Source organism: Billgrantia aerodenitrificans, assembly GCF_021404405.1.
Classification (GTDB): Bacteria; Pseudomonadota; Gammaproteobacteria; order Pseudomonadales; family Halomonadaceae; genus Halomonas; species Halomonas aerodenitrificans.
The window spans coordinates 147,077-168,000 of record NZ_JABFTV010000009.1 but is presented as its reverse complement, the minus strand read 5'-3'; the positions used below and the strand labels follow the sequence as shown (position 1 = coordinate 168,000).

The 20,924-nt window shown below is 59.7% G+C and carries 19 protein-coding genes; 11 read left to right on the top strand and 8 right to left on the bottom strand.

Going from position 1 to position 20,924, the window contains the following annotated elements; translation table 11 throughout:
- Nucleotides 1-28 precede the first annotated feature (28 nt).
- The 6 genes from HOP59_RS17335 to HOP59_RS17310 all read left to right on the top strand — a co-directional run bounded on the left by HOP59_RS17335 (nucleotide 29) and on the right by HOP59_RS17310 (nucleotide 6,629).
- A complete protein-coding gene (locus tag HOP59_RS17335; RefSeq protein WP_010629052.1) occupies nucleotides 29-1,318 on the top strand; it encodes a sugar transferase in 1,290 nt (429 codons plus the stop codon).
- A 52-nt stretch (nucleotides 1,319-1,370) separates the two neighbouring features.
- Nucleotides 1,371-2,588, top strand: a complete 1,218-nt coding sequence (locus tag HOP59_RS17330) for a glycosyltransferase family 4 protein (RefSeq protein ID WP_234254791.1) — start codon at nucleotides 1,371-1,373, stop codon at nucleotides 2,586-2,588.
- Entirely contained in the window at nucleotides 2,585-3,379 is a 795-nt protein-coding gene (locus HOP59_RS17325; protein ID WP_234254790.1) for a WecB/TagA/CpsF family glycosyltransferase, read from the top strand. The genes HOP59_RS17330 and HOP59_RS17325 overlap by 4 nt, the downstream gene beginning before the upstream one ends.
- Before the next feature lie 50 nt (nucleotides 3,380-3,429).
- Nucleotides 3,430-4,593, top strand: a complete 1,164-nt coding sequence (locus tag HOP59_RS17320) for an O-antigen ligase family protein (protein ID WP_234254789.1) — start codon at nucleotides 3,430-3,432, stop codon at nucleotides 4,591-4,593.
- 125 nt (nucleotides 4,594-4,718) lie between these two features.
- Nucleotides 4,719-5,735 (top strand): UDP-glucose 4-epimerase GalE, encoded by a 1,017-nt coding sequence (gene galE, locus HOP59_RS17315; protein WP_010629049.1) that lies wholly within the window; start codon nucleotides 4,719-4,721, stop codon nucleotides 5,733-5,735.
- 126 nt (nucleotides 5,736-5,861) lie between these two features.
- Entirely contained in the window at nucleotides 5,862-6,629 is a 768-nt protein-coding gene (locus tag HOP59_RS17310) for an ElyC/SanA/YdcF family protein (RefSeq protein ID WP_234254788.1), read from the top strand.
- A gap of 43 nt (nucleotides 6,630-6,672) precedes the next feature.
- On the opposite strand, the gene HOP59_RS17305 is transcribed toward HOP59_RS17310, so the two are convergent.
- The 6 genes from HOP59_RS17305 to leuS all read right to left on the bottom strand — a co-directional run bounded on the left by HOP59_RS17305 (nucleotide 6,673) and on the right by leuS (nucleotide 12,905).
- Nucleotides 6,673-7,113, bottom strand: a complete 441-nt coding sequence (locus tag HOP59_RS17305) for a DUF488 domain-containing protein (RefSeq protein ID WP_234254787.1) — start codon at nucleotides 7,111-7,113, stop codon at nucleotides 6,673-6,675.
- A 31-nt stretch (nucleotides 7,114-7,144) separates the two neighbouring features.
- A complete protein-coding gene (locus HOP59_RS17300) occupies nucleotides 7,145-8,101 on the bottom strand; it encodes a PA2778 family cysteine peptidase (RefSeq protein WP_234254786.1) in 957 nt (318 codons plus the stop codon).
- 14 nt (nucleotides 8,102-8,115) lie between these two features.
- Nucleotides 8,116-8,508 (bottom strand): PA2779 family protein, encoded by a 393-nt coding sequence (locus HOP59_RS17295; RefSeq protein ID WP_010629045.1) that lies wholly within the window; start codon nucleotides 8,506-8,508, stop codon nucleotides 8,116-8,118.
- A gap of 226 nt (nucleotides 8,509-8,734) precedes the next feature.
- Nucleotides 8,735-9,793, bottom strand: a complete 1,059-nt coding sequence (holA, locus tag HOP59_RS17290) for a DNA polymerase III subunit delta (protein WP_010629044.1) — start codon at nucleotides 9,791-9,793, stop codon at nucleotides 8,735-8,737.
- A gap of 15 nt (nucleotides 9,794-9,808) precedes the next feature.
- A complete protein-coding gene (locus HOP59_RS17285; RefSeq protein ID WP_234254785.1) occupies nucleotides 9,809-10,300 on the bottom strand; it encodes an LPS-assembly lipoprotein LptE in 492 nt (163 codons plus the stop codon).
- Between the two features lie 22 nt (nucleotides 10,301-10,322).
- The gene (gene leuS / locus HOP59_RS17280; RefSeq protein ID WP_234254784.1) at nucleotides 10,323-12,905 is read right to left on the bottom strand and encodes a leucine--tRNA ligase; all 2,583 of its coding nucleotides are present in this window, start codon (nucleotides 12,903-12,905) and stop codon (nucleotides 10,323-10,325) included.
- Nucleotides 12,906-13,111: 206 nt separating this feature from the next.
- On the opposite strand from leuS, the gene HOP59_RS17275 reads away from it, so the two are divergent.
- On the top strand, nucleotides 13,112-13,627 hold the full coding sequence (locus HOP59_RS17275) for a zinc ribbon-containing protein (RefSeq protein ID WP_010629041.1): 516 nt from the start codon (nucleotides 13,112-13,114) through the stop codon (nucleotides 13,625-13,627).
- Between the two features lie 4 nt (nucleotides 13,628-13,631).
- On the opposite strand, the gene HOP59_RS17270 is transcribed toward HOP59_RS17275, so the two are convergent.
- Nucleotides 13,632-14,936 (bottom strand): hypothetical protein, encoded by a 1,305-nt coding sequence (locus HOP59_RS17270; protein WP_010629040.1) that lies wholly within the window; start codon nucleotides 14,934-14,936, stop codon nucleotides 13,632-13,634.
- A gap of 91 nt (nucleotides 14,937-15,027) precedes the next feature.
- On the bottom strand, nucleotides 15,028-15,918 hold the full coding sequence (locus HOP59_RS17265) for a LysR family transcriptional regulator (protein ID WP_234254783.1): 891 nt from the start codon (nucleotides 15,916-15,918) through the stop codon (nucleotides 15,028-15,030).
- A gap of 479 nt (nucleotides 15,919-16,397) precedes the next feature.
- Here HOP59_RS17265 and leuC point away from each other — a divergent pair, with 479 nt between their 5' ends.
- The 4 genes from leuC (at nucleotide 16,398) to asd (ending at nucleotide 20,807) form a co-directional block, all read left to right on the top strand.
- Complete coding sequence (gene leuC / locus HOP59_RS17260) at nucleotides 16,398-17,843, top strand: 3-isopropylmalate dehydratase large subunit (RefSeq protein ID WP_234254782.1); 1,446 nt, start codon at nucleotides 16,398-16,400, stop codon at nucleotides 17,841-17,843.
- A gap of 3 nt (nucleotides 17,844-17,846) precedes the next feature.
- Nucleotides 17,847-18,494 carry a 3-isopropylmalate dehydratase small subunit gene (gene leuD, locus HOP59_RS17255; protein WP_234254781.1) on the top strand — a complete coding sequence of 216 codons (648 nt, stop codon included), beginning with the start codon at nucleotides 17,847-17,849 and terminating at the stop codon, nucleotides 18,492-18,494.
- A gap of 14 nt (nucleotides 18,495-18,508) precedes the next feature.
- Nucleotides 18,509-19,588, top strand: coding sequence for a 3-isopropylmalate dehydrogenase (gene leuB / locus HOP59_RS17250; protein WP_010629035.1), 1,080 nt, complete (start codon nucleotides 18,509-18,511; stop codon nucleotides 19,586-19,588).
- Nucleotides 19,589-19,694: 106 nt separating this feature from the next.
- Nucleotides 19,695-20,807 (top strand): aspartate-semialdehyde dehydrogenase, encoded by a 1,113-nt coding sequence (asd, locus tag HOP59_RS17245; RefSeq protein WP_234254780.1) that lies wholly within the window; start codon nucleotides 19,695-19,697, stop codon nucleotides 20,805-20,807.
- Nucleotides 20,808-20,924: the final 117 nt, after the last annotated feature.

The window sequence follows — 20,924 nt, the reverse complement described above, 5'->3', positions numbered from 1 at the left end:
ACAAACTAACGAAAAAGGCAGGGAAATCATGGATATTACCGTAACCGATCTGGAGCGACATCGTCGCAATACGCGACTATACGAACGTCTGCTTTTTAGTGTGAGAAGTCAAATACTTATTGGGGTCAGTCTCGGTTTCTGGTTGCAACTGATGATGGGGACAGGGTTAGATGGTTTTTGGTCGAATATGACCCGTGAAAGCATTGGTCTTATTGTCGCTTCTGTTTTGGTCTATTGGTTGTCTATTACCACAGTTTATCGGCTATCCCGGTTTCCCGGTACCAAGGCATACTTATTCATTCTTCCGGCAATAACCTTGAGCTTTGCCATTGCCTTGCTCATATTAAAGATGATTGGATTAGAGCTGACGCGCTCCTCGTTGGCTCTTAGCTACATGACAATTGTGACTTACTGCCTAGTAGAGTATGCTATCGATGTGCGTCTGAGGCGACTTCGCCTAGCCGTTTTGCCCCATGGCCGGGCTCCAGCACTTTGTCAGCACAGCGGAGTCGACTGGCAATTGCTGCAATGCCCAGACTTAGGTCAAGCCAGGGTTGATGGAGTGGTTGCTGACCTTCGCGCGGACTTCCCCGCTGAGTGGAAGCGCTTCCTTGCCAACTGCACCATCCACGGAGTGCCGGTATATCACGCTACCAGCGCCCATGAAATGATCACCGGGCGTGTACCACTTGATTATCTCTACGAGAATGAATACGGGAGCCTCACCCCGCAGGAAGACTATGCACTGATAAAGCGTGGCCTCGACACAATTGCTGTAATAGCGCTGTCGCCGCTTTTACTGCCGGCGATGGTTCTGATTGCATTGGTAATTCGCCTAGATAGTCCAGGCTCTGCGATCTTCACACAGCTTCGGATGGGCTATCACTGTCGACCATTTATTGTTTATAAGTTTCGTAGCATGTATGTAGATAGCGAGGGAAAGGGATTCACCGAGCTAGATTGCGATCCACGTATCACCCGAGTCGGCCGAGTGATTCGAAAGTATCGCCTCGACGAATTGCCTCAGCTATTTAATGTGCTTAGAGGAGAGATGAGCCTGATAGGGCCACGACCAGAATCAATGATGCTTACCGATGTTTATGAACGTGATGTCCCTTTTTTTCATTACAGGCATCTTGTTCGTCCCGGCATTTCCGGTTGGGCCCAAGTGGAGCAGGGGTATGCCGTTGAAAGAGATGGTATGATTCGAAAATTAGAATATGATTTTTATTATATTAAGCACTTCTCTTTCTGGCTCGATGTGTTGATAGTCCTCCGTACGATTAAAATCCTAGTAACTGGATTCGGTGCCCGCTAGCCCTTTGTCGGGTAATTGCAAGTCGTGTGCCCTCGTTAAGAAGGGATGAAAAATGAAGATTCTGTTGGTCCATAATCATTATGGGGAAGAGGCCCCAAGCGGGGAAAACCTTGTCTATAAATTGGAAAGACAGATGCTTGAATCGGCTGGTCATGAGGTCAAGGTGTTTGAGCGATTCAGCGATGAAATACGCTCAAGGGGCCGACTAGGGATGCTTCAAGGTGGGTTGGCAACCCCTTGGAACCCCTTTATGCAGCAGCGAATAAAAAGTATCATCAGTGAATTTAATCCCAATGTAATGCATGTCCACAACACGTTTCCTCTTATTTCTCCTTCCATATTCTCGGCTGCTTCCGGTACGGCGCGAGTTCTAACTCTACATAACTACCGTCTTTTTTGTCCAGCTGCTATTCCAATGCGCCAGGGAAATGTTTGTACGGCTTGTCTGGACAAGAAAAGCGTGCTGCCAGCCTTACGCTACGGCTGCTATCGAAACAGTAGGTCGGCTACTTTGCCCCTGGCAACCGGAGTGGCACTGCATAGATTGTTAGGAACTTGGCAGCGAAACGTTGAGGCCTTTATTGCTCTTACCGACTTCCAGAGCCGGTGCATGGTGGATGCAGGGTTACCTAGTGAAAGAGTTCATGTAAAGCCAAATTTTTATCCTGGAGTCCCTATGGTCATGCCATGGGAGAAGCGCATCGCTCGAGCTGTATTCGTTGGGCGGATCAGTGAGGAAAAGGGAGTTGCCGATCTTATACAAGCATGGTTGGCTTGGGGTAAAGATGCACCTGAGTTAGTTATTGTCGGTGATGGAGAACTACGTCAGGTCTTGCAGGCGTCGGTCATGGATCTGGGAGCAAATCATATTCGTTTTGTAGGGCAAGTTAGTTCGCGAGCTGCTCAACAATATATCAGGGAGAGCCAGCTCGTAATTATACCGTCGCGTTGGTTTGAAGGGTTCCCTATGGTATTGCGAGAAGCAATCGCACTCGGGACACCGGTATTGGTGTCTCACCTAGGCCCAATGCCTGAGTTAGTGAAGGAGGGTGGCGGGCTAGTGTTCCAAGCGGGAAATCCACAGGATTTGCTTAAAAATATCAAGTCTTTATGGGTGGACAAGTCGCGTCTTGAGAAAATGTCGAAAATCTCGTTAAGAACGTTTGAATTTAAATATACGGAAGAAGTCAACTATCGCTCGCTGATGGAAATCTACCAGCGAGCTATAACGATGTATGATGAATCGTTAATTGCGAGGCGAGAACAATGAAAGAAGTTACCATGGGGTATGCTGTCGATGCTCTTTCCGTTGAGGAGAGTATCGATGAAATTTATTATTTTCTACGTCACGCTCAGCGCTTCGATGTAGGCGGGCGTCACGGGTCGAAAACCTACCAATGCCGATGGTTGGCCTGCCTAAATCCGCACTCTTACGCAGTGGCCAAAAATGACACGCATTTTGAAATGGCCCTTTCAAACGCTGATTGGCTGGTCGGTGATGGTGTAGGCATCGTAATAGCATCCTGGGTACTGGGCGGTCGGCTTCGTGTGAGAGTAACGGGATCTGATATTTTTTACGGTTTGACCGAGAGATTGGCTAACTCAGGTGGAGCGAGGGTGTTCTTTTTAGGCTCTGCCGAGGATACCCTACAGCTCATCAAAAACAGGATGAACCGAGAATACCCCAATATCGAGGTGGTAGGAACCTATTCACCACCTTATAAGGATTTTTACTCCTCTCATGAAATCGATGAAATCGTGGCGACTGTCAATGCAGCCAGGCCGGATGTGCTCTGGGTTGGGCTGACGGCCCCTAAGCAAGAAAAGCTCATCCAGGCATGTCGAGACAGATGGGATGTCACGTTTGCAGGGGCTATCGGAGCCGTCTTTGACTTCTATGCGGGAAAGGTCCATCGATCCTCTCGAATATTTCAACGCTGTGGCCTGGAATGGCTACCACGCTTGATTCAGCAACCTCGGAGGCTTTGGAAACGCATGTTAGTGTCAGCTCCAATTTTTCTCTGGGATCTTATCCGGGCTCGTGTGAGTCGCATTGGTTGATACAGTCAGAGCGAAATACACGGCATTTTATGTCGACAGGTGTATCCTCGATGACCTTAAAAAGTATGCTCTGGCTGGTCGTTTTGGCGACCTCCGCCTTAGGATCTATGCCTACTCTGTCGAAATTCGGTGGGGTGAGCTTGAGCGGTGTGATTACTGCTGGCGTAGCATTGTCTGCATTAATAGTTTTCTTGCTTAAGCCTATGCTGTATAAAAATTCAATAAAGGCCATCTTGGCCGTTCTGGCTTTTTGGATATTGAGCTTGGGTAGTTATTTTGGTTTCTATCCGGAAGTTCAGAAAGGTATTCAGAATTATCCCATAGTGTGGGGCGGCATGCTGTTTTTATTACTTTCTTTTTCTAATTCTTATTTTTCCCATAATTCGGTGGCAAGTGTTTCAAAATTGCTGATAAGGTTGTGCGGCTGGCTGTATTGTATCACTCTATTGTTTATGTATTTCCATGAGGGAGTGGACCCAGCAGGTGCTTTGGCCGGTATCTTTTTTTTCTGCTTTGCGCTCTCTGAGTTATATCACGGAAAGCAAGGGTCGATTTTTTTGATTGTATGTATTCTTGTAGTCCAGATTTTGATGGGTGCTCGCATAGTTATTATCGCCGAAGTGTTTATTTTTTTCTTTGGGAATATTTTGTTGTATGGATTGAAAGAAAGGCCATATGATTTTATGAGAAAGTCTAGCAGTAAAGTTTTATCGATAATGGCAGTTCTCGTGGGTGTTTTTGTAATAATGCATACGGGTTTTTTGGATAAGAGTATAGCGGGTGGCGACCAAGCTCTCGTAATTGGTGGTGTGCAATTCAATACTTCTGGAAGGATGTACATGTGGGGAGTGGTGCTTGATTCGGCTTTAGCGTCTCCTTGGCTAGGGCATGGCACGCCTGGGCCCGCAATAATGTTAGAGACGCCGCGTTGGTCGCATCCCCATAATGACTATTTGCGTATATTTCATCAATTTGGTGTTCTTGGTTTAATAATTTGGTCTGTGTTTATTTGGCAAGGGCTGAAGCATTCTCGGTTTGCAGCAAAATTCTCTCCGGTGCCAGAAGGCAGGCTGCTGTCCAAAGCTGCTTATTTTTCTTTGATTGGTCTTTCGCTCGCAATGATTACTGATAATCCTATCGTATATAGTTATGTGGTGTATCCGATATTTGCATTGCTTGGCGTTGCGTTTTCTTATAGCGCCAACTGTAAATAGAATTATATTTTAATTATTTGGCAGTCATTTTTCATCCTGTTTGATCTATGTGGGGTCAGCGCCCTGGTCATCTTCGATATGTGTTCAAAAATCAGGATAAATAAAACCTTGAGTAGGAGAGGACTATGGCTGTGCTGATCACGGGGGGGGCGGGTTACATTGGTTCGCATACATTGGTAGAGCTGTTGCAAGAAAACTACGACGTCGTAGTTCTAGATAACTTCGTGAATGGTTCTCGTGAGGCCGTGCGTCGTGCCGTAACTATGATCGGTGGAGAGGTTCGCTTAATTGAAGGAGATGTTCGTGACCGGCAATTGTTGAACCGCCTTTTTGCAGATCATTCCATTTCAACAGTGATTCACTTGGCCGGTTTGAAAGCAGTGGGCGAGAGCGTAAGGCAGCCACTAGATTATTATAGTGTTAATGTACAGGGAAGTTTGGTGCTATGTCAGGCCATGCAGGATGCAGGGGTGCGTGAGCTAGTGTTTAGCTCTTCAGCTACCGTGTACGGAGTTGAAGCACCGGTTCCCTACCGTGAAAGCATGCCGCGAGGCCTTCCTTCCAACCCTTATGGCACGACGAAGGCTATCGTTGAACATATGCTTGAAGATCTTTGCCAGGCCGATCCCAGTTGGTCGGTGGTTTTCCTTCGCTACTTCAACCCGATAGGTGCGCACCCTTCGGGTGAGATTGGGGAGGATCCACGCGGCATACCTAATAACCTCATGCCTTTCATTTCTCAGGTGGCAGCGGGCCACCTATCAGAGCTTTCAATTTTCGGTAATGACTATCCGACTGAAGATGGTACCTGTGTGCGCGATTATATTCATGTCGTCGACTTGGCTATCGGTCATGTCAGCGCTCTGAAGTGCCTGTCTTCCCCCGGTTTATATATTTATAATCTTGGTACAGGCCGAGGGGTTTCGGTGCTGGAGATGGTTGCAGCTTTTGAGTCATTAACTGGAAAGCGAGTGCCGTACCACTTTGCCGCCCGCCGAAGTGGTGATCTCGCAGCTTTCTGGGCCGATGCTGATAAAGCGAATAGAGAATTGGGCTGGCGTGCAAGGCGAAGCCTCACTGATATGCTAAGGGATACCTGGCGTTGGCAGCAGCGACACCCGGCGGGGTATGGTGCCCCCTAAAATGAGACTGTCGCATTAGGCGATACATGCAAGCAGCATGAAATAGAGGAAGTGGTCAATGCCTCTCTTTCGGCTATGCTAAAGGTTGATCGTAGATGTTTTGTAACATTTAAATAGGTGTGGGCTATGTATGATTTTATAAAAGCATTGATAGGTCATTTATTCATGCCGCTACCAATCATGGTGGCGGTTTTTGTTTGTGGCGCAATATTGATTCGCTGGGGGAAAATTGGACTTGGTAATTTTCTTAGTTTACTGGCAATGATAGGTTTGTTACTACTGAGCTGGGGGCCTGTGGCGGATAGGCTGCTAGCGCCCCTTGAGGAACAGTTTGCTCCTTTGGATGCTTTGTCGGTGGATTCGGAAATTCACGGTGTAGTCGTATTAGGTGGTGGGTGGAGTCCATGGCTCAATGCATCTGACGTTGGCCGACTCAACGACAGTTCTGCCATACGCTTGATGGAAGGCATGCGCATTTGGCAACAGCACCCCGACTTGTTGCTGATCGTTTCAGGCACCAGCCGCCGCGAAAGCATCGCCCCTATCGCAGAGGGCTATGCACGTGTCGCCAAGGGTTTTGGTGTTCCAACCGATCAATTGCTGCTACTTGATCGTCCGAGTGACACCCGACAAGAAGCGCAGGCGGTACGCGAGGCTCTGGGAGAAGGCGCGAGAGTAGTGATTGTCACTTCGGCCTCTCACATGCCACGATCAATGCATCACTTCCGCCTAGCCGGCCTCAACCCGCTGGCAGCTCCAACCCACTATCTAGCTGGCCATGACAGCCGAGCCACCCTGGGATACTGGATACCCGCGTCACGCCACTTACGTAAGAGTGAGAGAGCATTGTATGAATGGTTGGGTTGGGTGGCAGCGCAATGGGAGGCACCTTGAGTTCCTAGCCAACGTGAGTCCGATAGAAATCGAAGACATCGCATCATGAGCCGGAAGAACCCGGTCCCTCATGATGCCTCGCCAAACAAGGAGGTGAAGAGAGCTCAAGGTCCTCAATATCCTCGTGCTGCAGCGCTTCCAGCACGGCCTGCTGCAAGAGGGGCAGGTAGGAGTCCTCCAGGTTGCGAGCCGCCGAAAGCAGGGTCAATTTACCCTGGCGCGCATAGCGCATGAGTGGGACGAGGCACTCGGGATGGTCTCGCAGCTCGCCGCGATAGCGTACCGTGAAGACAGCCGTGGAGATCTCGCCCTCATGTAGCTGGCGCCGCAACAATGTCGACGGCGAGGCGCCGCGATACCAGTCCGTCAGGTTGAGACTCTCGCGGCGCTTGCCGCGAGGCCAGAGGCGGTCAACCAGGACCCGGGCACCGTCGGTGGGTTCGCTCGGACTGTAGATTCGCTTGAGTACGATCTCGTAGCTCACACCGTCTCCCTTTGTGCTGTTGGTTTCTCACCTAGTCACCCGATGACAACCTTTCCAGAGCAGCCGTGGCGTGGGCCTGCCAATGGCCAGGCAGAGCGGCGGCGCGCTCCAGTGCCTGGCGAGCCCCACCGGTGTCGCCCTGGGCCTGAAGTGTCAGGCCCAGATTGAGCCATGCCACGCCCAGGTCGTCTCGCTGCGCCACCGCGGAACGAAAGGCTTCGATGGCCCCTTCGCGATCCCCTGTGGCATGACGGGCGTTGCCCAGAGCGAAGTAGCCCATGCCGGAGTGAGGGAAGCGCTCGACGAAGGCCGACCAGGCGGGCAGCGTGGCGTCGGCATCCTGCACCTGTTCGAACGCCGCGATGGCCTGCAGGGCACGCTGCTCGCCGATACCGCTTGGCAGTTCGCCGGGCTTCAGGGCCACGAAAGCCCAGCGATCGCTTCGGGCCCAGGTGGCATCGAAGCGGCGAAACGACTCGATACGCTCTGCCTCTTCGCCACTGTGCAGAGTCAGCTCCCTGGCATCCAGATCGTAGCCGATGGCCACGGCGTAATGCCACATCGGCCAGGCAGGAAGTGAGAGATTCTGCAGCACGATCACCGGATGACCGGCGGCGATCTCGGTCAGCAGGGTGTCGAACGAGTCGTTGAGCACGAAGGGAATGCGTCCATGACGCCTGACCGTGGCCAGCATCTCGGGCTGTACGCTGCCTTCACGTCCCGGAATGAATACCTGCGGAATGAGCGTCTCCATGGGCACGTCCACGCCATCGTGATTTAGCACCATGGCCAGCGCGGCGGGGCCGCACTGGTACTCGCGCTGGGCGTGGAAGGGCACGTCTTCCACCCAGGCCTGGCGAGGCAGGGTCTGGGCAGTGCTCTCGGCCAGGCGCGGCGTGGCGGCACAGCCGGTCAACAGCAGTAGCCCCAACAGCAGAACGCCCGCAAGGCGGGCGTTCCGGAGGGGCCGATCGATACGGCCTTGCATGGTGACGTTCGTCCTCAGCGGGTGAAGGGGAAGACGTTGGTCAGACCCAGGATGTCGGTAACCAGCAGTACGATGAAGACGACCAGAAGGGCGCCGACGACACCGGCGCCTGCCGGCAGCTGCTCGAGCTGTTCTGCCATTTGATGCGCTTCTTCGTCGGAGAGCGCGGCCACACGAGCGTCGACTTCGGCCAGGTCCACGCCCTGGGCGATGAGCTGCTCCTGCACCTCGGCGCGGGACAGGATCTCATTGATACGCTCGCGGTCGGCATCGGCACGCTCGGCGGAAAGGGCGGCCTGAGTCGAGATGAGTTCGCTGGTGGGCAGCGGGGCGGCCGAGACGGAGACGCTGCCGAGCACCAGGGCCAGAATCAACAGCGGGCTGAGAAAGCGGCGGAGTGTTTTCATGTTCAGTGTTCCTTCTTCTTGGGCTTCCGGCTCTTGAATGATCCACGCTAATCGGGCGCAGTCGTGTTGTTGTGCTCCAGCGATGCTTAATAAGTATAAGCAAAAAGCGCATGCAATTTCATGCCCTTGCATTACATTTCGCGACTACCTGAAGAATGTGGCCGCAGCGGGGCACGAGGCGCCCAAGAATCCCGTCCATGGTGGCATCGACGGCCAACGATTGCCGTCAGCCCACGCGATAGGAGGAGGGCATTTCGGCCAGTAGGCCGCGACCGCCGGCCAGGGTCAGCGCCAGGTCGTGCAGGCTTTCCCACAGCGGTAGCTGAGCGGCGCCCTTGATCGAGAGGTCGAGGCGCTGGGCGAAGAGCAGCAGCTTGTGCAGCCGCTTTCTGGGTAGGCGCGCAATGGCCTGCTGATAGGCGGGGCGGCGTTTATCGAAGATGGCCGGCTTCTGCGCCTTGCAGGCGTGCTCGAAGCTCTGGCCCTGATCGAGGTGTTGGTGCAGCGAGAGCAGGGTACGCAGCTCGCGGGTCAGGGCCCACAGCACGATGGGCGCCTCGATCCCCTCGCCGCGCAGGCCGCGAACGATACGCGAGACGCGCTCGCGTTCGCCCTTGAGGCAGGCATCGGCCAGGGTGAAGACATCGTAGCGGGCGCTGTCCTCCACGCCGCCGGCGATCTGGGGTGGGCCGACACGAGTGCCGGGTGGCAGTAGCAGGGCGAGCTTCTGCAGCTCCTGATCCGCCGCGAGCAGATTGCCTTCGGTGCGGTCACCGAGCAGACGCGCGGCATCCAGGTCGAGGGAGAGGCCATGACGCTCGGCGCGGTCGCGTAGCCAGAAGCCAAGGCGGGAGGCGTCGACCGGCCACACCGGCACGAACAGCCCCAGCTTGTCGAGCGCCTGGAACCAGGCACTCTTCTGCTGACGGAAGTCGAGCTTGCCCATGCTCACGAGCAATACGTTGTCGCGGGTACCCGGCGCATCGGCGTACTCCTTCAGCGCCTTGCTGCCTTCCTGGCCTAGGCTTTGGCTGCCCAGGCGCAGTTCGATCAGCTTGCTCGAGGCGAACAGCGACAGGCTGGCGGCGGCTTCGTGCAGCCGGCCCCAGGCGAAGTTGCCCTCCACGTGCAGCACCTCGCGCTCCTCGATGCCGTGCGCGCGCGCCGCATTGCGTACGGCGTCGCAGGCTTCCATGTGTTGCAGCGGCTCCTCGCCGGCAACGATCACCACCGGGGGCAGTTTCTTGCCCAGCGCCTCCGGCAGCTTGTCGGCAAAGACCTTCATACGCGTGAGGCCATGTCAGCGGGTTTCCAGCGCGCGCAGGCGATCGAACAGGCGGCGCAGGGCCTCGTGACGCAGCTCCTGACGCGCCTCCTCGCGTATATCGTCCTGGGCCAGCAGGTTGTCGTCACTGACGGTGAAACGGGTCGATACCTCCAGGCGCTGCTGGGGAAGGCGATAGGCACCGTCACTGCGCCGCTGAACGGAAAACGGCACCGCAAGCGTCATTTCCCGCTCCTGGGGGCCGCTGTCCAGCACGCTCAGCTGGCGCTCGCCAAAGTTCTCTGGCCCCAGATTGAGCACTAGGGGGGCATTGGCGCGCACACGTGTGCCGAGCGACGAGAGGCGTTCTGTCGTGAGCCGGGCCAGTTCGCTGTCGCTGCCGGCGACGGCAAGCTCGTCTATGGTCAGCTCCGGTGAATCGAAACCGCGCAGGCGAAAGCCGCAGCCCGCCAGGGCCAGGCTGGCACCAGCGGTCACGACCAGGTTGAGAAATCCACGTCGCTGCATGAGCGCTCCCATTCGATCCGTGTCAGCTGACCACGATGTTGACCAGCTTGCCCGGTACCACGATCACCTTGCGTACCGTCTTGCCCTCGGTATGGCGCTGGACGTTCTCTGCGGCGAAGGCTTCGGTCTCGATGGCATCCTTGGGCGCGTCGGCGGCCACTTCGATACGGGCGCGCAGCTTGCCGTTGACCTGTACTACCAGCTCGATGGTGTCGCGCTCGAGGGCCGACTCATCCAACTGCGGCCAGGCAGCGTCGATGGCGGGTTCCGCATGGCCCAGCTCGCGCCACAGCGCATGGCAGGCGTGGGGCGTGATCGGGGCGAGCAGCAGCACACAAGCCTCGATGGCTTCACGAGCCACGGCCAGACCCAAGGGGGACGTATCGTCGAACTTCGAGAGCGCGTTGCTCAGCTCCATCACCGCCGCGATGGCGGTGTTGAAGGTGGTGCGTCGGCCGATGTCGTCGCTGGCCTTCTTGATCGTCTCGTGGGTCTTGCGCCGCAGTTCACGCTGAGCGTCGCTGAGGGCATTGATATCCAGCTTGCCCGGCTCGCCGGCCTCGAGGTGTTCGACGACCAGGCGCCACAGGCGCTTGAGGAAGCGGCTGGCGCCTTCGACCCCGGAGTCGGACCACTCCAGCGACTGCTCGGGCGGTGCGGCGAACATCATGAACAGGCGCACGGTGTCGGCGCCGAAGCGGTCGATCATCGACTGCGGGTCGACACCGTTGTTCTTGGACTTCGACATCTTCTCGATGCCGCCCATCTCCACCGGCTCACCGTCCTTGATCAGCACCGCACTGACCGGGCGACCCTTGTCGTCGCGCTTGACCTCCACGTCGGCGGGGTTGAACCACTCCTTGCCGCCGTTCGGCGTCGTGCGGTAGAAGGTCTCGGCGATCACCATGCCCTGGGTGAGCAGACGCTGGAACGGCTCGTCGACCTTCACCAGGCCCAGGTCGCGCATCAGCTTGGTGAAGAAGCGCGCGTATAACAGGTGCAGGATGGCGTGCTCGATGCCGCCGATGTAGAGATCCACCGGCAGCCAGTAGTCGGCACGCTCGTCGAGCATCGCCTCCTGGTTGTCGGCACAGCAGAAGCGGGCGAAGTACCAGGACGACTCCATGAAGGTGTCGAAGGTATCGGTCTCGCGCACCCAGCCGTCGCCCAGCTCATAGAACTCGGGCATGCGCTTGAGCGGCGAGCCGGAAGCGTCGACGGTGACCTCCATGGGCAGGGCGACGGGCAGCTCCTCGTCGGAGAGCGGCACGGTCTGGCCTTCGGGGCCGTACTTGACCGGAATCGGCGCGCCCCAGTAGCGCTGACGGGCCACGCCCCAGTCGCGCAGACGGTAGTTGGTCTTCACCTCGCCGCGACCCAGCTCGGCGAGCCTGCCGGCGATGGTCTCGAAGGCGGCGTCGAAGTCGAGGCCGTCGAACTCGCCGGAGTTGATCAGCCGGCCATATTCCACGTAGGCGCCTTGCGAGAGATCCGGCGCCTGGCCGCTCTCGTCGGCAATGACCGCCTCGATGGGCAGGCCGTACTTGGTGGCGAACTCCCAGTCGCGCTGGTCGTGGCCGGGAACGGCCATCACCGCCCCGGTGCCGAACTCCATCAGCACGAAGTTGGCCACATAGACGGGCACCTCGCGGCCGGTGAGCGGGTGCACGGCCACATGGCCGGTGGCCATGCCGCGCTTCTCCTTGGTGGCCAGCTCCGCCTCGGAAGTACCGCCCTGGGCGCACTCCTCGCAGAAAGCGGCCAGCTCGGCGTTGCCTTCCGCCGCGGCCTTGGCCAGCGGATGAGCGGCCGCCACCGCCACGTAGGTCACCCCCAGCAGCGTATCGGGACGAGTGGTATAGACCGACAGCGGCTCGGCCGCGCTACCGTCGGCAGCTTTGATATCAAAGCTGAGCTCCACGCCGCGCGACTTGCCGATCCAGTTGCGCTGCATGGTCTTGACCTGCTCCGGCCACTCGATCTTGTCGAGGTCGGCGAGCAGTTCATCGGCGTAGTCGGTGATGCGCAGGAACCACAGCGGGATCTCCTTGCGCTCCACCAGCGCGCCGGAGCGCCAGCCGCGGCCCTCGATGACCTGCTCGTTGGCCAGCACGGTCTGGTCCACCGGATCCCAGTTGACGGTGGACATCTTCTTGTAGACCAGCCCCTTCTCCACCAGCTTGGCGAAGAACCACTGCTCCCAGCGGTAGTAGCTGGTGTCGCAGGTGGCGAACTCGCGGCTCCAGTCGTAGGCGAAACCCAGCGCCTTGAGCTGGTTACGCATGTAATCGATGTTGTCGTAGGTCCACTTGGCCGGCGGCACCCGGTTCTGGATGGCGGCGTTCTCGGCCGGCATGCCGAAGGCGTCCCAGCCCATGGGCTGCATCACGTTCTTGCCCTGCATACGCTGGAAGCGCGAGACCACGTCGCCGATGGTGTAGTTGCGCACGTGCCCCATGTGCAGCTTGCCGCTGGGGTAGGGGAACATCGACAGGCAGTAGAACTTCTCGCGGTTGGCGTCTTCCACCGCCTTGAAGCACTGGTTCCGGTCCCAGAACTGCTGGGCGTCGCGTTCGATTTCAAAGGGCTTGTACTGTGCGTCCATCGGCTTTCGAAATGACCTTAGAGTGTACGGGCACGGCCGCGCCGTGCGGGTGCGCAGAAATTGTCCGGCGTCATTCCCGCTCGGCAGCCGTACGATAAAACGTTGAACTGACGGCGGGATGGCGTCTAAATGGTAACCAAGGATACCCCAGTAGGGCATGCCCGGCCATGCCCGGCCCATGCCGAAACCGGTTCGAGGAGATGACCATGAGCGAACGTCCCGACTCCCATCGCGAACATCGGCTGCGCGAAGGCTACGAGCGTATGCTGTCACGGCTGCGTGAGGGCGCCGACGACCTGACCTGGGAGAACCTGCAGCAAGAGCTGGACGAGGCCGTGGAGTTCGAGGCCGAACTCGAGGAGTTCACCAAGGACGAGCTGGCCCTGCTGCGCGCCTGGGTCGAGCGCGACCTTATCGACATGCGCCGCTACCTGCGGGCTGGCGGGCGTGGCGTAGCCGCCTGGCTGGGTATCGATCTCGACCAGCTCTCGCGCAAGGTGGTGGATTCGCTGTTCTCCATCGCCGACCGCAGCATCGTCGACAACGAGCGGCTCAAGGAGGATCTGGAAGCCGCCCGGGCCGATTACTGCGAGGGCGAGGTGGCAGCCCCCGGGCGCATGGCCTGCGTGCACTGCGATGCGGTGGTCGATCTGGAAGGCGTGACCCGCATCGAGCCCTGTCACCAGTGCGGCCATCGCTACTTCTATCGCGTATCGCAGTGAGACGTCAGAGCCAGGCATCGAGCAGCATGATGGCCCCCACCACCAGCGCGCTGAGCACCAGGGCGTAGCCCAGGTTGAGGCGCATCATGCGATAGCCGCTGACGCCGTAGCGCCCCTGCAGCGACAGGTTGATACCCGACAGCGGCCCCACCGAGGTGCCCACGGCCCAGGAGGCCAGCGCCGTGAAGGCGAACAGGGTCGGTTCGCTGCCGCGCAGATCCAGCATCGAGGCCAGCACCGAGACACCGATGATCGGGTGCAGGCCGGCCACGGCGCTGAGCACGATGGCCAGAAAGCTGATCACGGCCTGAAGCGCGCCAAAATGGGCGAACAGCCGCCACTCGCTGCCGGTGGCGGCGGCCACCAAGGTAGAGAGCCCCAGCGTCAGCAAGCCCGCCGAGAGGAACAGGGCGATCTCGCCGCGCATCGCCGGCAGCCGTGTGAGGGTGTGCTGACGCACCCGGTGCCAGGTCCAGCGCGGCCCGGCGGGCAGATTGCTGGCCAGCGCCACCGCCGGCAGCAGGAAGGTGATGATGCTGACGATGCCGAGCGCAGGCGTCAGCTGGAAATGGAACAGCATCACTAGAGCGGCCATGGCCACCGGCATCAACAGGCTGCGCGGGGAGAGCGAGAAGCCTGCCACTTCGGCCAGATCGAAACGGCGCGACAGCTCGATCGTGGTGAGTGCCCCGCTGATCAGCGCCAGAGGCAGGCCGATGGCCAGTACCCTTGAATACTCCATGCCCGGTGCCAGGGTCATCACCACGCCCATGGAGGCGAAGAAGGGCGACCATAGTGCGGCACTGGAGAGGCCGCGATTGAGCGCCAGCAGCTGAGGTGTGGTCAGCGCAGCGCGCCGGGCCAGACGGTCGCCGATCATGAACACCGTCGACAGATTGAGGATGGTGCCGAGCAGGTGAACGCCGAGCCAGGTGCCCAGGGTACCTCGGCGGCCGGTAATCGGGCGGCCCAGGGGCCGCGACGAGCCGCTGCGGTTTCCGATCAGGCCGATGAAGCTTACGCCGACCAGCATCGCCACCACGTAGGTGTTGCCGCTGGTGACCGCCGGCCAGGCGACCTGCGCACCATAGTGCCAGCGTGAGACGATCAGCAAGCCCAGCCCGATGATGGCCAGCGCCCCGGCCTGCCAGCGGGTACGCCGGGGAATGTCGCGCCACAGCAGCAGCGTGGCCAGCCACAGGGCATAGCCGACTCCATGCGGCAACAGCACGACCCCGGTAAAGGCAAGAATCTGCTGCATCAGCCCAAGCAGGATCAGCACGCCTGCCAGGGCATGGCGCAAGGGCATCGGTGACGAGTCGGGTGGGGACACGATGGCGTGGGCTCCGGCGAGTCGGGATTCTTATCTTCTGATTTATGAGCAGTCTAACAATATCTTCCTATCCCCCGCGACTCGCCGTGTCGCGCGCCTCCTCCAGCAGGGAGAGCATTGCCCGCGCGGCGTTGGAGAGCGTGCGGCTGCGGTGCACTAGATAGCCCAGGGAGCGGTAGATGGTCGGATGCTCCACGTCGAGTTCGTGCAGTTCACCTATCACCATTCTTTCCGGCAGCAGGCTCCAGCCCAGGCCGATGGCTGTCATCATCTTGAGCGTTTCGAGATAGTTGGTGGCCAGCGCCACGGGCAGGGTGAGGCCGGCAGCGGCGAAGCGCGACTCGATCAGCGTGCGGGTGAAGGTCAGCGGGCCGGGGAGCACGGCATCGAAGGCGCACAGTTCATGCAGCGTAAGCCGCCCATGACCGGCCAGCGGGTGGTCGTGGGCACAGACGAAGCACATGCGATCCTGCCACACGGGTACCACGACGAGCTGCGGGTCCGGGTGCGGCGCCAGGGTCACCACGGCGATCTCCAGCTCGCCGTCCAACACCCCCTGATAGGCCAGCTCCGAGTCGAGGAAGCGCAGGTCCATGCGTACCTCAGGATGGGCCTCTGTATAGGCCTTGAGCAGCGGCGGCAGGCGGTGCAGGCCGATATGGTGACTGGTGGCAAGCGTCAGGCTGCCTGCCACCTGACCTTCGAGATTGGTCAGGGCACGCCGGCTGTCGTCCACCATGACGAGGATTTGCCGGGCTCGGGGCAGCAGTACCCGGCCCGCCTCGGTGAGGGTGACGCGGCGGCCGATGCGATCGAACAGCCGCGCGCCGATCTGGTCTTCCAGAGTGGCGATGCGCTTGGAGACCGCCGGCTGGGTCAGGTGCAGCTGCTCGGCGGCGCGGGAGAAGCTGCCGCTGTCGGCCACGGCGAGGAAGGCTTGCAGGCTTTGGGTATCCATTTCTCTTTTGTATTCCTTTATGGAATCCAATGAATAAATAACATGAATTGCTTTTATGGGCGAGCCGCGCAAGACTGCAATCACTCGGCCATGGCGATGCAGGAAAGGAGTAGCCTTGGCATGTCGGGGCTTTGCCGGCGACAAGGTCTTCGAGGAGGCGCTGTGAATCCATCCCTGGACGCTACATTTGCCATCCATGGCAAATGACCTCCTCTCCGACCTGTCCCCGGCGCCCCTCGGCGAGTCCTGCTGCAATGGCTCGTGAGGCAAAACGTACGAGATCGGCGAACCTTGGGAAGCGCTGAACAAATCGCCGAGCGAAATGAAGCGCAAGGCGCACGGAGCACAGGAACCGGAGCATATGGGGTATATGTGAGGATTCCGAGCACCGCGCAACGTAGCGATTCGCTCGCGTAGGCATTTGTGCAGTGTTTCCCCAGACCGGACAGGCAAAGGGCCATAGAGCCCGGGAGAACGATATGGCAGGCCAGACGCTTTACGACAAGCTGTGGTCGCAGCACCTGGTGAAGGAGCGCGACGACGGCACCGCACTGATCTACATCGACCGCCAGCTGCTGCACGAAGTGACCTCGCCGCAGGCCTTCGAGGGGCTGCGTCTGGCCGGGCGCAAGCCGTGGCGTCTCGACGCCAACCTGGCCACGCCGGACCACAACGTGCCGACCACGGTGAAGGAACGCGCCGAGGGTAACGCCGGCATCAAGGACCCGGTGTCGCTGATCCAGGTGCAGACGCTGGACGACAATTGCGTCGAGTTCGGCATCGAAGAGTTCAAGATCAACGACCCGCGCCAGGGCATCGTCCATGTGGTAGGGCCGGAGCAGGGCGCCACCCTGCCGGGCATGACCGTGGTCTGCGGCGACTCCCACACCGCTACCCATGGCGCCTTCGCCGCGCTGGCCCACGGCATCGGCACCTCCGAGGTGGAGCACGTGCTCGCTACCCAATGCCTGCTGGCGCAGAAGATGAAGAACATGCAGGTGCGTGTCGAGGGCAAGCTCGGCACTGGCGTCACCGCCAAGGACGTGGTGCTGGCCATCATCGGCAAGATCGGCACCGCCGGCGGTACCGGCTATGCCATTGAGTTCGCCGGCAGCGCCATCCGCGACCTCTCCATGGAAGGCCGCATGACGGTGTGCAACATGGCCATCGAGGCCGGCGCCCGGGTCGGCCTGATCGCGGTGGACGACACCACCATCGAGTATCTCGCCGAGCGTCCCTTCGCTCCCCGGGGCGAGCAGTGGCAGGCCGCCGTGGCCGACTGGCGCAATCTGGTTTCCGATGCGGACGCCGAGTTCGACAAGGTGGTGGCGCTGGACGCCGCCGAGATCGAACCCCAGGTGAGCTGGGGCACCAGCCCCGAAATGGTCACCGGTATTTCCGGCGAAGTGCCCGACCCGGCCGAGCAGGGTGACGACACGGTCAAGCGCGGCTATACCCGTGCACTGGAGTACATGGGCCTCGCGCCCAAGCAGAAGATCATCGACATCAAGCTCGACAAGGTCTTCATCGGCTCCTGCACCAACTCACGCATTGAGGACCTGCGCGAGGCGGCCAAGGTGGCACGCGGCAAGAAGGTGGCCGACTCCATCAAGCTCGCCATGGTGGTGCCGGGCTCCGGCCTGGTGAAGCGCCAGGCCGAGGCCGAGGGGCTCGACAAGATCTTCATCGAGGCAGGCTTCGAGTGGCGTGAGCCGGGCTGCTCCATGTGTCTGGCGATGAATGCCGACAAGCTCGGTGCCGGCGAGCACTGTGCCTCCACCTCGAACCGCAACTTCGAGGGCCGCCAGGGCTACGGCGGGCGCACCCATCTGGTCAGCCCGGCCATGGCCGCCGCCGCCGCCATCGCCGGCCATTTCGTCGACGTGCGTCGTCTCGACGCACAGCCTGTCGCAGAGGAGGCTTGAGCCATGAGAAAGTTCGTACGCACCGAAGGGCTCGTCGCACCGCTCGACCGGGCCAACGTCGACACCGACCTGATCATCCCCAAGCAGTTCCTGAAGTCGATCAAGCGCACCGGCTTCGGCGTCAATCTGTTCGATGAGCTGCGCTACCTCGACGAGGGGCAGCCCGGGCAGGACTGCACCCAGCGTCCGCTCACCCCGGATTTCGTGCTCAACCAGTCGCGCTATCAGGGCGCCAGCGTGCTGCTGGCACGGCGTAACTTCGGCTGCGGCAGCTCCCGCGAGCACGCCCCCTGGGCGCTGGAAGATTTCGGCTTCCGCGTGGTGATCGCGCCGAGCTTTGCCGACATCTTCTACAACAATGCCTTCAAGAACGGCCTGCTGCTGATCACCTTGCCGGAGGACGTCGTCGACCGACTGTTCCGCGAAGTGGAGGCGAACGAAGGCTACCGCCTCGACGTGGATCTGAAGAATCAGCGGGTGATCACCCCCTCGGGGGAGATCCTCGAGTTCGAAGTCGACGCCTTCCGCAAGCACTGTCTGCTCGAGGGCCTGGACGACATCGGCATCACGCTGCAGGACGAGGACGCCATTCGCGCCTTCGAGGTGAAGCATCGCCAGGCCCGGCCGTGGCTGTTCCGCGATACCGCTTGAACAAGGAAGCAATGATGACACGCAAGATTCTGGTACTGCCGGGTGACGGCATCGGCCCCGAGATCACTGCCGAGGCCAGCCGCATCCTCGCCGCCTGCCAGGCCCACGGCCTCGACATCGAGATCGAGGAAGGGCTGGTCGGTGGTAGCGCCTATGACGAGCACGGCGAGCCGCTGCCCGCCGTGACCCTGGACAAGGCCAAGGCCGCCGATGCCATCCTGCTCGGCGCCGTGGGCGGACCCAAGTGGGACAAGCTCGAGGACCTCTCCAAGCGCCCGGAGAAGGGCCTGCTCGGCCTGCGCAAGAACCTCGGCCTGTTCGCCAACCTGCGCCCGGCCATCACCTACCCGCAGCTGGCCAGCGCCTCCAGCCTCAAGCCCGAGCTGGTGGCCGGCCTCGACATCATGATCGTGCGCGAGCTCACCGGCGGCATCTACTTCGGCCAGCCCCGCGGCATCGAGGTGCGCGACGGCCAGCGCGTCGGTTTCAACACCTACGTCTACTCCGAGAGTGAGATCGAGCGTATCGGCCGGGTCGCCTTCGAGCTGGCGCAGAAGCGCGGCAAGCGCCTGTGCAGCGTCGACAAGGCCAACGTGCTCGAGGTCACCATCCTGTGGCGTGAGGTGATGGAGCGGCTGGCACCCGAGTACCCCGACGTCGAGCTCTCGCACATGTACGTCGACAACGCCGCCATGCAACTGGTGCGGGCACCCAAGCAGTTCGACGTGATGGTCACCGGCAACATGTTCGGCGACATCCTCTCCGACGCCGCCGCCATGCTCACCGGCTCCATCGGCATGCTGCCCTCGGCCTCGCTCAACGAGAGCGGGCAGGGCATGTACGAGCCGTGCCACGGCAGCGCGCCGGACATCGCCGGCAAAGGCATCGCCAACCCGCTGGCGACCATTCTCTCGGTGGCGATGATGCTGCGCTACTCCCTCGGCGAGCCCGAGTTCGCCAGCCGCATCGAGGCTGCCGTAGGCAAGGTGCTGGACGACGGCCTGCGTACCGCGGATATCGCTTCGGAAGGAACGCGTACCGTCTCCACCTGCGAGATGGGCGATGCGGTGCTGGCGGCTTTCGAGTCGGCCTGACGGCCGTTGAGCATTCTTCGTCTCTAGCTCTTGCGCCCGGGCCCGCCTGCGAGGTGGGGCCGGGTCATGTATACTATTGGCCTCATTCTCTTCAGGAGGACTTCACATGTTGAAAGTCGGTTTCGTCGGGTGGCGCGGCATGGTGGGCTCCGTGCTCATGCAGCGCATGCAGGAGGATGGTGATTTCGACGGCATCGAGCCGATCTTCTTCACCACCTCCCAGGTCGGCAAGCCCGGCCCGGATATCGGCGTCGACGTTCCTCCGCTCAAGGATGCCACCGACATCGACGAGCTCAAGGCGTTGGATGTCGTGATCACCTGCCAGGGCGGCGACTACACCAAACAGGTTTACGGCGACCTGCGCGGCAGTGGCTGGAAGGGCTACTGGATCGATGCGGCTAGCACCCTGCGCATGGAGGACGAGGCGACCATCGTGCTCGACCCGGTCAACCGTCGTGTCATCGACGACCAGTTGGCGCGTGGCGCGAAGACCTTCGTTGGTGGCAACTGTACCGTCAGCCTGATGCTGATGGGGCTGGGCGGCCTGTTCGAGGCCGATCTGATCGAGTGGATGACCTCCATGACCTATCAGGCCGCCTCAGGCTCCGGCGCCAAGCACATGCGCGAGTTGCTGCTGCAGATGGGTGCATTACGCGATTGCGTGGCCGATGAGCTGAACGATCCCGCCAGTGCCATTCTCGAGATCGATCGCAAGGTCACCCAGGCCATGCGTGGCGGCGACTTCCCGATCGATAATTTCACTGCGCCGCTGGCCGGCAGCCTGCTGCCCTGGATCGACACCAAGCTCGACAACGGCCAGAGCCGCGAAGAGTGGAAAGGCAGCGTCGAGACCAACAAGATTCTGGGTATCCAGGACAATCCGGTGCCCATCGACGGCATCTGCGTGCGCATCGGCGCCATGCGTTCTCACAGTCAGGCCTTCACCATCAAGTTGAAGAAAGATGTGCCGATAGATGAAATCGAGGAGCGCATCGCCAAGCACAACGAGTGGGTCAAGGTGATCCCCAATGACAAGGAAGCCACCATCGCCGGGCTGACGCCCTCGGTCGTTACCGGTACCTTGAGTGTCCCGGTTGGCCGTCTGCGCAAGATGAACATGGGCGGCGAGTACCTCTCGGCCTTCACCGCCGGTGATCAGCTGCTGTGGGGCGCGGCCGAGCCGCTCAAGCGGATGCTGAAGATCCTGCGCGAGCAGTGATCTTTTCGCAGTGCCAAGGACGGGGCATCTCCTAGGGAGATGCCCCGTTTGTATATGAGGGGAGGCTGCGATGATGAGTTGGCTCCCATGCGTATCCGCCGGGGTGGCGCAGACAGT